Source organism: Pedobacter nyackensis, from assembly GCF_900176505.1.
In the GTDB taxonomy this organism is placed as follows: domain Bacteria; phylum Bacteroidota; class Bacteroidia; order Sphingobacteriales; family Sphingobacteriaceae; genus Pedobacter; species Pedobacter nyackensis.
Genome location: NZ_FWYB01000002.1, coordinates 571,084 through 585,817, shown reverse-complemented (window position 1 = coordinate 585,817; position 14,734 = coordinate 571,084). Strand labels below are relative to the sequence as shown.

The window sequence follows — 14,734 nt, the reverse complement described above, 5'->3', positions numbered from 1 at the left end:
TGTCTCTTTTCTTTTTATTTATGAAATTGGTATCATATTAGTGCTGTGTATAAAAATGGATTTTAAAATAGTTAAAGAGATGTTAAAAAAGATATTACTGGTAACCTTCACTGCGGCTGTTCTTGCGTGCCATGCGGCACCACAGCCTCAACAAATGGTTCAGGGCGTAAGCAATATTGTGCCCGATGAAAAACAGGCTCTGGTATGCAAGGAGATCGTTGCACTGATTGAAAATTACAACTATAAGAAGATAAAAGTTAATGATTCGATCTCTTCATTGGTTTTAGATAAATATATCAAGGATCTGGATCCATACAAATATTATTTCCAGGCTTCGGATATTAAGGAGTTTGAGCAATTCAGACATTCGCTGGATGATGATTTCCGTAATGGGAATCTAAATGCTCCATTTTATATATTTAACGTTTATTTGAAGAGATACAACGAATTCATCAACTATGCTTTTACTCAAATTAAAGCAAAACAGAGCTTCAACACGAATGAAACTTATGTTTTTGATCGTGAAAAGATGCCATGGGCAAAATCAAAAACAGAATTGGATGATCTTTGGAGGAAAAGGGTTAAATATGAGCTTGTAAATTTAAAGATTGCAGGAACATCTGAGGCTAAGAATGCTGAGACGCTGAAAAAACGTTATGAGGCACTTAAGTCGCAGGCCACAAAATTAAACAACCAGGACGTTTTTCAAACGGTAATGGATGCATTTACTGAGACTATAGATCCGCATACAAACTATTTTAATCCTAGTAATGCGCAGCAGTTTAACGAAGATATGGCCCGATCTTTTGAAGGTATCGGTGCCAGATTACAACTGGATAATGAAGTGCTGAAAATTGCTGAAGTAATCCCAGGTGGTCCGGCTTTTAAAAGCAAATTACTAAGTGCTGGAGATAAGATTATTGCTGTAGCACAGGGTGATGGAGAGTTTGAAGACATCATTGGCTGGAGAATTGAAAATTCAGTATCTAAAATTAAAGGTCCAAAAGGCACAAAGGTTAGGTTAAAGATCATTCCTTCTGGCAAGGAAATGTCGGCCAAGCCAGTAATCATTGAACTGGTAAGGGAGAAGATTGTAATGGAAGACCAATCGGCCAAAAAGAAAGTAGAAACGATCTTGTCAAATGGAAAGCCTTACAAAATAGGGATCATTTCTGTACCTGCTTTTTATGCTGATTTTAAAGCTGCGAACGCCGGTGATCCTAATTATAAAAGTACAACACGTGATGTAAGGTTATTGATTGATACTTTAAAGAACCGCGATAAAGTGGACGCTATTGTAATGGACCTTCGTGCAAATGGTGGTGGTTCTTTAGTGGAAGCAATCGATCTTACAGGTTTGTTTATTGATAAAGGACCTGTGGTGCAGGTAAAGGATCTTAAGGGTGATGTAGAGGTTAGTGACGACACCAACTCAGGTGTAGCATGGGCTGGACCATTTGGAGTGATGGTGGATCGATTAAGCGCTTCTGCGTCGGAAATTTTTGCAGGTGCTATTCAGGATTATGGAAGGGGAATTATCATGGGTACCCAAACCTATGGTAAAGGAACAGTTCAATCTTCAATTGACATGAACAGATTGGTTAATCCATCTATATTGCAAAGGCTATCGGCTTTGGTTAATAAAGGCGGCATTGCAGGGAAAAACGATGGGGTTAAGTTGGGCCAGATCAATCTTACAATGGCTAAGTTTTACCGTGTTACGGGTAGCAGTACCCAGCATAAGGGTGTAATGCCTGATATAGAGTTCCCATCTTTATATCCAATGGATAAAATTGGAGAAGATACTGAACCTTCTGCTCTGCCTTGGGATGAGGTGAGAAAGTCTAATTTTGCTTCTATTGCTGATTTGAATCCGCTTAAGCCAGGATTGATCAGCTTACACAAGCAAAGAATGGACAAGTCGCTTGATTATAAAATTATGGAAGAAGATATCGCCGAAGCTAAAAAGCGTGAAGGAGAAGTGTCGTTACCTTTAAATGAAGTTAAATTGAAAGCAGAGAGAGACAGTATTGAAGCTAAGACTCTGGTTAAGATAAACATATTAAGAAAATCAAGGGGATTGGCTCCTGTGAAAAAAGGAGACAAGATCAAGAAAGAAGAAGGCTTTGATTTTATTCAGAATGAAAGCTTAAGAATTATGGCTGATTTCATGCAATTGGCAAATCCTAAGGGGAAAGCCGTTGTTAAAGCTTCGCCTGCGTTTAATTAAGACGAAGGTTTTAAATTAAAAAAGGGCCCGCATCATAATTATGATGCAGGCCCTTTTTTGTACTTAACAATTCAGTTTTTTACTGTTATTTCTTTTCTTGTATCGTTTTCTGCATCTGCATAGCCATCATTTCTTTCATGGTGCGATTCATTCCCTCTGTAGATCCATCAAGGAAAATAACATTGCCTTCGCTGTTCTCCGCAAACTGTTTGATAGATTCTGTCCACATCGTGAATAAGATTACCGAGATATCCAGGTTAGCTTCTTCCATTTCCTGAGCAGCTTTAGTCATACCGTGTGCAACTTCAGCTCTGAATAAGGCTATACCCTGTCCGCGTAACTGAGCAGCTTCACGTTCAGCTGCAGCAGCAATTTTAATGGCGTTACCATCAGCTTCAGCACCTTTGGTTTTGGTAATCAATAAAGCCTGACCTTCATTCTCAGCGGCAGCTTTTAAGTTATTAGAGGCCACAACGCGACTCATTGAGCGCATGATTTCCTCATCAAATGTAATGTCGTTTAATTGCAAATCCTGTAAATGATAGCCCCAGCTTTCCAATACCTGGTCAATCTGGTGCTTAACATGATCTACGATTTCATTTCGTTGTGCCAGTACATTGGCTTGGTTTTGCGTAGCAACATAGGCTCTGATCGACCCCTCTATGGTGCGGATTAAAGCTTGCATTAAGTTTGTTGAGTCCACAAACTTAAAGGCTACATTTTTGATGGTCTCTTCATCGTGGTTGATTACTGAATAAAGCAACATGGCCTTAAAGTAAACATTTGCCTGATCCTGGGTAACCGCCTGAAAAGATAGTTCAACCGATCTGTTCTGTATAGAGATGCGGGAATGAATGGTTTCTATTAAGGGGATTTTTAAGCTAAGTCCGGGACTAAGCAATCTTCTGTATTTTCCAAAAATTGTAACTACAGCAATTGTGCCTTGTTTAACGGTAACAAATGAACTGATCAAAATAATTACAAGGAGTAAAAGAATGATGTACGTTGTATACATAATGGGTTTTTATAGGTTATGAATATAATGATATCAAGGTACTAAAATTCTTGTCTTATTTGAATATTTAATGATCAGGTTGTTGAATTTTCATACAGGGCATGGATATTGTAATACAATTAATACTAAATCATAATCATTATGAATGTTAAACGTATTTTTGGCGCTGTACTGACCATATTAGGTATTATAGGCCTTATTTATGCCGGTTACGGCTTCGTAAATCATAGCCTTCACAGCAGGGAACTAATTGTTGCCGGAATTATTGGCTTAATATTTTTTGTATCGGGCATTGGCCTGGTTAAAAATACAAAGGATGAGTCTTAATCTTTTAACTGGATTCGCCCCGTTGTAGAGAAATCTAAATTGTGTGCGGGGAAATCAATATCAGTTAGTGATTTGATTTTCTTGAAGGCTCCGTCCTGGTTATCTAACGTCAGGCGATTGATCTTATCCTGTTTTACAGAAACAATATCAGCAAAGAGGAAATCTCCCTTGCTGTTTATTTTGAGTTGTACTAAGGGGGCAATTCCATTTGGGCCTTTAAGACTAAACATGCCATAGGTGCAAAAATTGCCCAGGCTATAAGCGATAAACTTGTTTTTGTAGACTTCTACAGCTCGGGTTACGTGGGGGCCATGACCTAAAACCACATCGGCACCAGCGTCAACTACAGCATGAGCAAATGCATATACATTACCGCGGTTTTCATTGTAAAATATTTCCTTTTTTCGGGTTACATGTTCAGATTTAGCACCTTCTGCACCACCATGAAAAGAAACAATAACAATGTCGGCTTCCGCTTTTAAACGCTTAACCAGCTGTTTGGCGCTGTCAACTTTATTTATCGACACCGTATTCTCGTTTGGCGCAAAAGCACAGAAGGCATATTTAACGCTATCCTTTTCAAAAATTCGGAATGGGTGCGACTGCAATCCCGCATAATGAATATTGAGCGAATCTAAGATGGCCGCTGTCTGTGTTCTACCTCTAAGTCCGAAATCACCTACATGGTTATTGGCAACGCTTAATAAGTTAAAACCAGCCTTTTGAATGATACCCGCATAACGTTCCGGCATTCTAAAAGCGAAGCAACTGTTGCTGATGGTGTCTTTACACTTGGTTGATTTACCATTGTTTAGAAAGCAGCCTTCGAGATTACCAAAAACGATATCGCCTTTTAAATAATCGGCTACAGTTTTAAAGCTATTAACCGCATCATCAGATGGCAGATTTGATTTGCTAGGGTAGGCTGAGCCTAACATAATGTCGCCAACAGCTACAATGGAGATCGTATCCTTTTTTATCACCCTAGGGGTGTCCTGGATAGGTAACTGTTTAGGAACACTGGCGGTGTTGCTGCTGCAGCCTAAAAAGGCAAAAGCGATTGCGGTAATCAGAAAACCGGAGGTAGAAAGCTTCATCTGTATTTGGGTATAAAAAAAGTCCTTCTAAAATGCTTAGAAGGACCAGTATTGTTAAAGGCTAGGATTTTATTCCTGAATCAGGTCTTCCTTAATACCGTCTAAAATGCGGCCACCTTTGTAAAAATATCTTGAGTAATAAGGTTCGTTTAAATTACTGATAACCACACCACGACTTGACGATGCATGTGCAAAGCGGTTGTCGCCAAGGTATATGCCAATATGTGTTATGCTTCTGCTTTTTATTTTAAAAAATACCAGATCGCCTTCTTTCAATTCATCTTTAGGCAATGGATCAACCATGCTAAAAATATCACGTGAATTTCGCAATATGGTAGTGTTGAAAACTTTATCGTAAATGGCTTTGGTGAAAGCCGAACAGTCGATGCCTTTTTCTGTATTTCCTCCAAATCTGTAAGGCGTTCCAATCCATTCATAAATGAATTTGTACAGCTTTACGTTAGAAGTTGCATCAACAGCAACACCCATAACCTGTGAAAAATATTGTGAGGCTAAATTATCAGGATCTGCTAATTTGTTGGTTTCCTTTGTTTTCGTTTGTGCCTGGATAGCTGAATAGCTGCACAAACCAATTAGGGTGGAAAACAAAAACTTTTTTATCATGTTATACTGTTAAGTTTGGGTATTAGGCACTTACACTTAAACGTACACCACTACGGGCTTATTGTTAGGGTGGCAAACATATACATTTTACAAATGTTATCCAAATGTCATTCAATTTATATTGAAAGTTATTAACATTTCAACAAGAGAACGATATTTTTTCCGCCATATAAGTTTCGGCTACTTCGGTTTTGGGTGCAACATATGATTGCATTCTTAAGGATCTGTTTGCTTTTAATTTGTTAATGTTGGGATATGTGCTAATATTGACCTTGTTAGAAGCATTGTACGATGTTAGCAATTCTATAACCTTAGTGTGCATTTTACATCATTTGCTTCGATATATTGCAATAAAAAAGTAGCTTTGCTCTCGTAAAAAAATCAACACCCCAAAATGAGTGCAGTAGAAATAAATAAAGATACCTATCTAAAGTGGTTTGAGTCGATGTTGCTGATGCGCAAGTTCGAAGAAAAAACCGGTCAACTTTACGGACAACAAAAAATCCGCGGTTTTTGTCATTTATATATCGGTCAGGAAGCAGTAGTAGCCGGAGCAATTTCTGCTATGCAGCTAGGAGACTCCATGATTACTACGTATCGTGATCATGCTCATGCACTAGCCTTGGGCGTAAGTGCGGATAGCATTATGGCAGAGATGTATGGTAAAGCTACTGGTGTATCTAAAGGTAAAGGTGGCTCTATGCACATGTTTAGTAAAGAACATCATTTTTATGGTGGACATGGTATTGTAGGTGGACAAATTCCATTGGGAGCAGGTATTGCATTTGCTGAAAAATATAAAGGCACAAATAATGTAAACATTTGCTATATGGGTGATGGCGCTGTTCGTCAGGGTGCTTTAAACGAAGCGTTCAATATGGCCATGCTTTGGAAATTACCTGTTGTATTTGTTTGCGAGAACAATTTTTATGCAATGGGAACTTCAGTGGAGCGTACCACGAACATGACTGATATTTACAAAATAGGTTTAGGTTTTGATATGCCATGTGCTCCGGTAGATGGTATGGATCCGGTTGCTGTTCACAATGCAATGGATGAAGCCATTCAACGTGCAAGAGCCGGTGAAGGTCCAACCTTCCTGGAAATGAGAACATACAGATACCGTGGACACTCTATGTCTGATCCTGCTAAATATCGTACAAAAGACGAGTTGGAAGAATATAAAGCTAAAGATCCTATCGAGTCTGTAAGAGAGGTTATACTTAAAGAAAAGTATGCTGATCAAGCTTGGATTGAAGGAATCGAAGGTAAGATAAAACAGATCGTTGATGAGTCTGTAAAATTTGCAGAAGAATCTCCATTCCCTGAAGCATCAGAATTGTTTACTGATGTTTATGTGCAACAGGATTATCCTTACGTAAAAGATTAATTAAGAACTCATTTCAATAGATATTATAGAATGGCTGAAATAGTTAGAATGCCCAAGATGAGCGACACCATGACTGAAGGTGTGATGGCTAAATGGCATAAAAAAGTTGGCGATAAAGTTAAAAGCGGCGATGTAATGGCCGAAGTGGAAACCGATAAGGCGACCATGGATTTAGAATCATACTGGGATGGTACCGTTTTATACATTGGTGTAGAAGAAGGTAAGGCTGTTCCTGTTGATGCGGTTATCGCTGTAATTGGTAAAGAAGGTGAAGATTACAAAGCAGCACTTGCTGCTGAAGAAGGCGCTGCTGCGGCTCCTGTAACTGAAACTAAACCAGTTGAAGAAAAGAAAGAAGAAAGCGCTCCAAGCGCAGCAACAGGCCCAAGTGAAGCTGATCTTACAAAGATGGGCGTTACAGTAGTTAGAATGCCGTTGCTAAGTGATACTATGACTGAAGGCGTAATTGCTGAATGGCATAAAAAAGTTGGTGATAAAGTTAAAGAAGATGATATCCTGGCTGACGTAGAAACCGATAAGGCAACTATGGAAGTTATGGGTTACGCTGAAGGAACTTTATTGCATATTGGTGTTGAAAAAGGACAGGCCGCTAAAGTAAATGGTATCATCGCCATTGTCGGCCCTGAAGGAACGGACATCAGTGGAATTTTAAGTCAGGGTGATGCACCGGCTAAGCCAGCTGTTACTGAAGATAAAAAATCTGATGCACCAGTTGCTGAAAAAGCTGCTGAACCTCAGGAAGAAGCTCCTGCTTCATCTGGTGGTGGAGAACGTTTAAAAGCATCTCCGTTAGCTAAGAGAATTGCAAAGGATAAAGGAATTGACCTTGCTCAGGTTGCAGGTAGCGCAGATGGTGGTCGTATCATTAAAAAAGATATAGAAAACTTTAAACCAGCTGCGGCATCGGCAAAAGCAGAATCTTCGTCAGCTCCGGCTGCAGAGAAAGCTGCGCCAGTTATCCCTCAGTACGTAGGTGAAGAGCGTTTTACCGAGAAGCCAGTATCGCAAATGCGTAAGGTGATCGCTAAACGTTTAGCGGAAAGTTTGTTCACTGCGCCACATTTCTACTTAAACATTAGTATTGATATGGACAATGCAATGACTGCACGTACGGCTATTAATGCAGTTGCTCCGGTTAAGGTTTCATTCAACGATATTATAATTAAAGCTGTTGCTGTTGCATTAAAACAACATCCTGCAGTTAACTCTTCATGGCGTGGAGATAAAATCCGCTTCAATGAGCATACTAATATTGGTGTAGCTATGGCCGTAGAAGATGGCTTATTGGTTCCTGTAGTTCGTTTTGCTGATGGTAAGTCATTATCTCATATCTCTGCAGAAGTTAAAGAGTACGGACAGAAAGCAAAAGCTAAAAAATTACAGCCATCGGATTGGGAAGGTTCTACTTTCACCGTTTCTAACCTGGGTATGTTTGGTATTGACGAATTTACATCAATCATCAACTCTCCGGATGGTGCAATTTTATCTGTAGGTGCGATACAACAAGTTCCGGTTGTTAAAAACGGCGCAGTTGTACCTGGCAACGTTATGAAGCTGAGCTTGGGCTGTGATCACCGTGTGGTTGATGGCGCTACGGGTGCTGCCTTCCTGCAAACGCTTAAAGGATTGCTGGAAGAGCCAATCAGGTTATTGGTTTAATTAGAAAACATATCTGTTTGAATTTTTAAATAGATAATTACCATAAAATACTAAGGTTGTCTGTGTAAAAGCAGACAACCTTTTTTTATGCCTCTTAGTTTTGTACTTTTGCGCCATGTCGAATATCAAACCCTCTTTAGCAAAAGGAACCAGAGATTTTTCACCTCAGGAAATGGTGAAACGCAATTACATTTTTGATACCGTGAAAACAGTATTTAAAAAGTATGGTTATGCCGAAATACAAACTCCTTCTATGGAGAACCTTTCTACTTTAACCGGTAAATATGGTGATGAGGGCGACAAACTAATCTTTAAGATTTTAAATAGTGGGGATTACCTTTCTAAGGTAAAGCCTGATTTATTGACTCAGGCCAATTCCAATGCGATGATTTCATCGATTAGCGAGAAGGCTTTAAGGTATGATTTAACAGTGCCCTTCGCCCGCTACGTGGTGATGCACCAGAATGATATTTCTCTTCCTTTTAAACGTTTCCAGGTACAGCCGGTATGGCGTGCAGATAGACCGCAAAAAGGACGATACAGAGAGTTTTATCAGTGTGATGTGGATGTGGTTGGTTCTGATAGTTTGCTAAATGAAGCTGAGTTTATCCTGATCTATCAGGAAGCACTTAGCAACTTAGGCTTGAAGGACTTTACCATAAAGATCAATAACCGCAAGATTCTATCTGGTATTGCCGAGGTGGTTGGTAAGCCTGAACTGATTATCGACATGACAGTAGCCATTGATAAGCTGGATAAAATTGGCCTGGATGGTGTGATTAAAGAATTATTGGAACGTGGGTTTGCTGAAGCGGATATTGACAGGTTAAAGCCAGTTATCTTATTGGAAGGTACCAACGAGCAAAAGCTGGATAGCCTTAAAACCGTACTTCAGAGTTCTGCTATAGGATTAACAGGTATCGCTGAAATTGAAACGGTATTTGATTATGTACAGGAGATGCTTAAAACAGACTCATCATTAAATCCTGATGTGGAACTGGATGTAACCTTAGCACGTGGACTAAACTATTATACGGGTTGCATCTTTGAGGTTAAAACCAACGAAGTGGCTATGGGTAGCATCGGTGGTGGAGGAAGGTATGATGACCTAACCGGTATGTTCGGTTTAAAGGGACTAACAGGAGTTGGGGTTTCTTTTGGTGCCGACAGAATTTATGATGTACTGCAAGAACTTAATCTTTTTCCTGAATCTGCAGCTGTCGGTACAAAAGTACTGATCAGTAATTTCGATAAGGACGCCGAAAGATACGCCCTGCCGATCTTACAGCGTTTACGTAGGGCTAACGTTGCCACAGAACTATATCCTTCCTCAGCGAAGCTTAAAAAGCAAATGAGCTATGCCGATGATAAGCGCATCCCTTACGTAATCTTAATTGGAAGTGATGAGATGCAGACTGGCTTCTTAACGATAAAAGATATGCAGAGTGGATCGCAGAAGCAGTTATCAATTGAGTCAATTGTTGAATTGCTGAAAGGCTAGTTAATTAGCCCTCGACATAAACTTTGTCAGGTTTCCTTTTGCTGTTGTGCTGATCTTGTTTTTTAGGAAGCTGGTCCAGCCCAACAGTAAACCTGTAAAGCCAAGCGCCTGTCTGGCCCATTTGTAAAAGCTGAATTCGTCAGTATGGTTTACAATTTTCCCATTTTCAATAATAAATGATGCCTTAATCTGGTTATGGACCTTGCTGCCTGTCGCTGAAAAAGTATACCAGGCATCCCATTCAGCATGTGTGCCGTTTTCATCTTCGCGGATGTTTTTGAATTCGATGCGTAGGTCTTTGCCGTTTTTAAGTAGCATCGCCCACATCGACTTTACCTCTAAAGCATTTAGATTGGTAAAAACAGGATCACTAAACGTAGCATTGTCGGCATAGCAGTCTTGCATAGCTTGTACATTCTTGTTTTGAAAGCTCGCATAAAATTGACGGATCAGGTCTTCGTTAGCACTCATAAGGACGGGTTTTCGTCTAATTTACGAAATTACCTTCAATCCATTGGACTCGTATTTGCCATCCGTTGTGGTTTGATCCATTTGTCTTGCCTGAGTCATTAGTATATACGGAAATGGGCTTCTGTATATTTAATAAACGCAGTAAATAAAAAAGACTATAATAAATGAAACCTTTTTCATCTATTATAGTCTTATATGTAGTTTTTAGTTTTAGGTTAAGAAAGGGAGTGACTGTGGCGGTTGTTCCCTTTCTTTTTTTACCCCCTTTTCTGGGCTCCTTGTCATCTCTTAGCAATGTTCTAATCCTATAGGGTGGATTTATATTGAATTCACTAATTTTGACCTGAATTGAGGGAAAGGCATTTATATATTCATCGGATATTATCGATTTTGCTGTTATGGGTATTTGCCATAGCACTTACGCCTTTTGGTGCACTTCACCATCATGATCATCACCACAATCATGCACCTAAATGTGTAACGAAAGAAAAGACCTGTACGCATAAACTGCATGTTAGCAGTCAGACCGAACACTGTTTAATCTGTAAGGCTCATTTCGAGAAAAACTATATTACCACAAAGCAGTATGTTCAGATTTATACTGTTAGTAAACCTGTAATCCGGGTTTATCAGATCGTAAGTAGTTCTTATACCAAATTAATTGATCTGGCGCTTAGGGGGCCTCCCGTTGCCTAATAACCTCCTTACACAGGTGAAATAACCTGTCTGATTTCTTAATTATCTATTTTGATAGACCGGTATCCCGTATACTGGTATGTCTTTTTTAAACAATTTTTCTAAATGAAAAGATTACATCTTTTATTATTCATAGCGCTATATCTGTTTTTTCCTGTATCGACTTTCGCATCCGAAATGGCCCAGTTTAGGGGTAAGGTTGTTGATGCGTCTACTCAGGCCCCGCTTCCGGGAGCAACCATTTACATTACAGATTTAAAAGCCATAACCATTACTAACAATCAAGGTGAATTTATATTGAAAAATGTCCCTGCAAAAGGGAAGTTTTTACTTGAAGTTCGCTTTGTGGGCTACAAAACTTACTCAGTGTTGGTCGACCTGGCCACTCAGAATAGTTTAACTATTGACTTGTCTCCTTCGATTATCGAAAGCGCCGAAGTAGTAATTACTGGTTCGCCTTTTAGTTCAAACAATAAAACCAACAGCTTGTCGGTAGTAACAGTTGGTAAAACAAAATTGGCTCAATCTGGAGGAACAAACCTGATTGATGCTATTGCGAAGATCCCGGGGATTTCGCAGGTGAGCACTGGTGGCGCCATTTCTAAGCCCATCATTAGAGGTCTTGGTTACAACAGAGTGTTAACGATGGTTGATGGTGCAAGAGAGGAATCGCAGCAATGGGGTGATGAACACGGTGTTGTAGCTGATCAGTTTTCGGCAGCAAGGATAGAGATTTTAAAAGGACCTGCAAGTTTATTATATGGCTCAGACGCCCTTGGTGGGGTGATTAATGTAATCGATGAGCTTGTCCCTGCTCCTGGTGTACACAATGGTACATTTACCTCAACCTATAGCACCAATAACGGTCTTACAGCCTCTTCTTTAATGCTGCAAGGTAATGAAGACGGTTTTGTTTATCGTGGGCGTACATCGTACAAAAATGCCTTTGGTTTTGGCTACAAGGATATCACAGTGCCAAATTCTGGCTTTAATGAGATGAATTTTAATGGAATGCTAGGTTTAAATAAAAGCTGGGGTTATTCGCATTTAACATTTTCGCGTTTTCATACCAATGTTGGTCTGGTAGAGGAAGGACCTGATGAGCAGGGCCGTTTTATGAACCATGATGGAGAAGTTCTGAGCCAGTCTGAAGCCAAGGAAAGACGATTGGATTTACCATTCCAGAATATCACGCATTACCGTACTGCCTTAAACAGTAATATCATTTTGGGAAAAGGTCAGTTGAAAACTGTATTCGCATTCCAAACTAACATCAGAAAAGAGTTTGAAGAAAGTGCACAAGAGCCAGGACTAAACCTAAATCTTAAGTCATACACTTATGATGTGAAGTACAATTTTCCAGCTATAGGTCAGTGGCAACCAGCTATTGGTATACAAGGGATGTATCAAGACAACGTTAACAAAGGGGAGGAATTTTTGATTCCGGATTACAATAGCAATAACATTGGTGCATTTGCCTATCTGAAACGCAATTTCACTAAAGGAGCTATTAATGCGGGACTTCGTTACGACTATAAAAAGGTAAATGGCAAAGACCTGAACTTTGATGGCGAACAGATTTTCACCGGATTTAGTAACGAATTCTCAAATGTCTCTGCTTCATTAGGTTTTGCTTTCGAGATTGCCAAAAATATGGTGCTTAAAGGTAATGCGGGTTCGGGCTTCAGGGCACCAAACATTGCTGAGCTAGGTGCTAACGGAAGACATGAAGGTACTTTTAGGTATGAAATAGGTAACAGTGACCTTAAACAGGAAACCAGTCTGCAATTCGACCTTGGCTTGGAATATACTGCCGAAAGTGTAACCTTTGGTTTGAATGCTTATGCCAACAGGATCTTTAATTACATTTATCCGGGTAACTTTAATGAGGAGACGATGCCTTTTCAAGACGAGGATGGTAGTTCTCATGATCTGCCGGTGTATCGTTATGTACAAACAAATGCTGATCTGGTGGGTGCCGAGGCTTCAGTAGATTTTCACCTGGTGAAATCTCTGCATTTTGAAAACTCTTTTTCTTACACCAGGGGAGTGAATAGAGCTACGGATCAACCCTTGCCTTTTATTCCGGCCGCAAGCATCAACAATGATATCAAGTTTGAGCCGAACATTAAAGGGTTCTTGGATAGCTATATTAAGGTCGGTGTAACGAATGTGCTTAAGCAAGGTCGTTTTGATAGCTTTGAGACGCAAACCAATGGTTATACTTTATTGGATGCGGGGATTGGAACTACGATCACTACTGGGAAAGGAAAACTTAATATCTGGGTAACTGGCCAGAATCTGTTAAATAAGGAATATTATAATCATTTAAGCAGATATAAACCTGTGGGAATTTATAACCCCGGCCGGAACGTTACATTTGGTATTTCCGTCCCATTTTTATAACCGGATTTGTCCGAATGGATAGCCTGCGCATTGCCACCCTAATGTGTTCTGGCAGTGTCTTAGTTAGCCCATATCTAAACAGGGTCTAACCTCGGTCTAAACAGGGTGCAAACAGGGTCGTTGATATCGTTTTCAACCTGTTTGTACCCTGTTTAAATATTGTTAAAAATGAGGGTGACTCGGACACTTCTTTATGCCTGCTTTGACACTGTCTTAAGGGTGTTACGTTTAAATTTGTTTCAAAAAATAAATTATGTGTAAGTTTAGGCCTTTCACTGATTTTATTTGTTGATTCAGAAACGACCCATGTTAAAAAAAATAGCCTTATCCCTTATCTTCTTTTGTTCATCTGCCGTTGCAGTATTTGCGCAAAAGTCCGATACCTTATCCATCACTTTAGAGAATGTTAAATATGCTTATCCTGTGAAATACTTTCCGATATCGGTAGAAGGGCAGGATGTACGCATGGCTTATATGGACGTGGCGCCTACACAAATGGCAAACGGCAGAACGGTAATGCTTTTTCATGGTAAAAACTTCGGCGGGTATTATTGGACTGAAGTGATAAAGTCTTTAACCGGTAGAGGATTTAGGGTAATTGTTCCTGATCAGATTGGCTTTGGTAAGTCGTCAAAACCATTTATACATTATAGTTTTCACCAAATGGCCGCATGGAACAAAGCCTTGCTTGATGCGCTGGGTGTGCAAAAAGCAAGCGTATTAGGTCATTCAATGGGCGGGATGCTGGCAACTCGATTTGCATTGATGTATCCTGATCAAACGGAGAAGCTGTTACTTGAGAATCCAATAGGACTGGAAGATTACCGTCGTTTTGTGCCTTATATCTCTACCGAACAAGCTTATGCAACAGAGCTGAAATCAACAGCGGAGAGTGTTAAAAAGTATTATCAAGGTTCTTATTTCACTATTTGGAAACCAGAATATGAAGAATTGGTACGTATTGCAGGTGGCGTTACAAATAGCGCTGATTTCCCACGCGCGGCTAAAGTTTCGGCAATGACTTATACCATGATCTACGAGCAACCTGTAGTGTATGAATTTATCAATATAAAGGTGCCAACGGTTCTGTTTATTGGTAAGGAGGATAAAACCATTGTAGGTAAAGGCTTGCTTAGTCCTGATCAACAGGTTTTATACGGACAATACAGGTTTTTAGGCAAGCAAACTGCTGCGAAAATACCAGGCGCTAAAATCATCGAATTTGATGCTTGTGGGCATATCCCGCACATCGAAATCCCAACAGAATTTACGGTAGCACTATTAGGTAGCCTGTAAA

Annotated in this window: 12 protein-coding genes; 8 read left to right on the top strand and 4 right to left on the bottom strand. The window is 39.8% G+C overall.

The window, feature by feature from the left end:
• Positions 1-55: 55 nt before the first annotated feature.
• On the top strand, positions 56-2,230 hold the full coding sequence (locus tag B9A18_RS06700) for a carboxy terminal-processing peptidase (protein WP_084288774.1): 2,175 nt from the start codon (positions 56-58) through the stop codon (positions 2,228-2,230).
• Positions 2,231-2,315: 85 nt separating this feature from the next.
• On the opposite strand, the gene B9A18_RS06695 is transcribed toward B9A18_RS06700, so the two are convergent.
• Positions 2,316-3,245: an SPFH domain-containing protein gene (locus B9A18_RS06695; RefSeq protein WP_084288434.1), complete on the bottom strand. Its 930-nt coding sequence runs from the start codon at positions 3,243-3,245 to the stop codon at positions 2,316-2,318.
• Positions 3,246-3,386: 141 nt separating this feature from the next.
• Between B9A18_RS06695 and B9A18_RS06690 the strand changes: the two genes are divergently transcribed.
• Positions 3,387-3,572, top strand: coding sequence for a hypothetical protein (locus B9A18_RS06690; protein ID WP_084288432.1), 186 nt, complete (start codon positions 3,387-3,389; stop codon positions 3,570-3,572).
• Here the strand turns inward: B9A18_RS06690 and B9A18_RS06685 are convergent.
• On the bottom strand, positions 3,569-4,669 hold the full coding sequence (locus B9A18_RS06685; RefSeq protein WP_084288431.1) for a CapA family protein: 1,101 nt from the start codon (positions 4,667-4,669) through the stop codon (positions 3,569-3,571). The two genes, B9A18_RS06690 and B9A18_RS06685, sit on opposite strands and share 4 nt — an antisense overlap.
• Positions 4,670-4,738: 69 nt before the next feature.
• Positions 4,739-5,293, bottom strand: coding sequence for a C40 family peptidase (locus B9A18_RS06680; protein ID WP_084288429.1), 555 nt, complete (start codon positions 5,291-5,293; stop codon positions 4,739-4,741).
• Positions 5,294-5,687: 394 nt separating this feature from the next.
• On the opposite strand from B9A18_RS06680, the gene pdhA reads away from it, so the two are divergent.
• From pdhA to hisS, 3 genes are all read left to right on the top strand, one after another.
• Positions 5,688-6,683: a pyruvate dehydrogenase (acetyl-transferring) E1 component subunit alpha gene (pdhA, locus tag B9A18_RS06675; protein WP_084288427.1), complete on the top strand. Its 996-nt coding sequence runs from the start codon at positions 5,688-5,690 to the stop codon at positions 6,681-6,683.
• 30 nt (positions 6,684-6,713) lie between these two features.
• Positions 6,714-8,363, top strand: a complete 1,650-nt coding sequence (locus B9A18_RS06670; RefSeq protein ID WP_084288425.1) for a pyruvate dehydrogenase complex dihydrolipoamide acetyltransferase — start codon at positions 6,714-6,716, stop codon at positions 8,361-8,363.
• A gap of 115 nt (positions 8,364-8,478) precedes the next feature.
• Positions 8,479-9,864, top strand: a complete 1,386-nt coding sequence (hisS, locus tag B9A18_RS06665) for a histidine--tRNA ligase (RefSeq protein ID WP_084288423.1) — start codon at positions 8,479-8,481, stop codon at positions 9,862-9,864.
• Here hisS and B9A18_RS06660 read toward each other — a convergent pair whose 3' ends face one another.
• Positions 9,865-10,335 (bottom strand): nuclear transport factor 2 family protein, encoded by a 471-nt coding sequence (locus B9A18_RS06660; protein WP_084288421.1) that lies wholly within the window; start codon positions 10,333-10,335, stop codon positions 9,865-9,867.
• A gap of 348 nt (positions 10,336-10,683) precedes the next feature.
• Between B9A18_RS06660 and B9A18_RS06650 the strand changes: the two genes are divergently transcribed.
• The 3 genes from B9A18_RS06650 to B9A18_RS06640 all read left to right on the top strand — a co-directional run bounded on the left by B9A18_RS06650 (position 10,684) and on the right by B9A18_RS06640 (position 14,733).
• Entirely contained in the window at positions 10,684-11,031 is a 348-nt protein-coding gene (locus B9A18_RS06650; protein WP_144009414.1) for a hypothetical protein, read from the top strand.
• Positions 11,032-11,136: 105 nt separating this feature from the next.
• Positions 11,137-13,437 (top strand): TonB-dependent receptor, encoded by a 2,301-nt coding sequence (locus B9A18_RS06645; RefSeq protein WP_084288416.1) that lies wholly within the window; start codon positions 11,137-11,139, stop codon positions 13,435-13,437.
• Between the two features lie 306 nt (positions 13,438-13,743).
• Positions 13,744-14,733 carry an alpha/beta fold hydrolase gene (locus B9A18_RS06640; RefSeq protein WP_084288414.1) on the top strand — a complete coding sequence of 330 codons (990 nt, stop codon included), beginning with the start codon at positions 13,744-13,746 and terminating at the stop codon, positions 14,731-14,733.
• Position 14,734: the final 1 nt, after the last annotated feature.

Excerpts from the sequence above, each read along its gene's own strand:
- B9A18_RS06695 (WP_084288434.1), bottom strand. The coding sequence starts at position 3,245 with ATGTATACAACGTACATCATTCTTTTACTCCTTGTAATTATTTTGATC.
- B9A18_RS06640 (WP_084288414.1), top strand. The coding sequence starts at position 13,744 with ATGTTAAAAAAAATAGCCTTATCCCTTATCTTCTTTTGTTCATCTGCC.
- B9A18_RS06670 (WP_084288425.1), top strand. The coding sequence starts at position 6,714 with ATGGCTGAAATAGTTAGAATGCCCAAGATGAGCGACACCATGACTGAA.
- B9A18_RS06660 (WP_084288421.1), bottom strand. The coding sequence starts at position 10,335 with ATGAGTGCTAACGAAGACCTGATCCGTCAATTTTATGCGAGCTTTCAA.
- B9A18_RS06685 (WP_084288431.1), bottom strand. The coding sequence starts at position 4,669 with ATGAAGCTTTCTACCTCCGGTTTTCTGATTACCGCAATCGCTTTTGCC.
- B9A18_RS06690 (WP_084288432.1), top strand. The coding sequence starts at position 3,387 with ATGAATGTTAAACGTATTTTTGGCGCTGTACTGACCATATTAGGTATT.
- B9A18_RS06680 (WP_084288429.1), bottom strand. The coding sequence starts at position 5,293 with ATGATAAAAAAGTTTTTGTTTTCCACCCTAATTGGTTTGTGCAGCTAT.
- pdhA (WP_084288427.1), top strand. The coding sequence starts at position 5,688 with ATGAGTGCAGTAGAAATAAATAAAGATACCTATCTAAAGTGGTTTGAG.
- B9A18_RS06645 (WP_084288416.1), top strand. The coding sequence starts at position 11,137 with ATGAAAAGATTACATCTTTTATTATTCATAGCGCTATATCTGTTTTTT.
- hisS (WP_084288423.1), top strand. The coding sequence starts at position 8,479 with ATGTCGAATATCAAACCCTCTTTAGCAAAAGGAACCAGAGATTTTTCA.
- B9A18_RS06700 (WP_084288774.1), top strand. The coding sequence starts at position 56 with ATGGATTTTAAAATAGTTAAAGAGATGTTAAAAAAGATATTACTGGTA.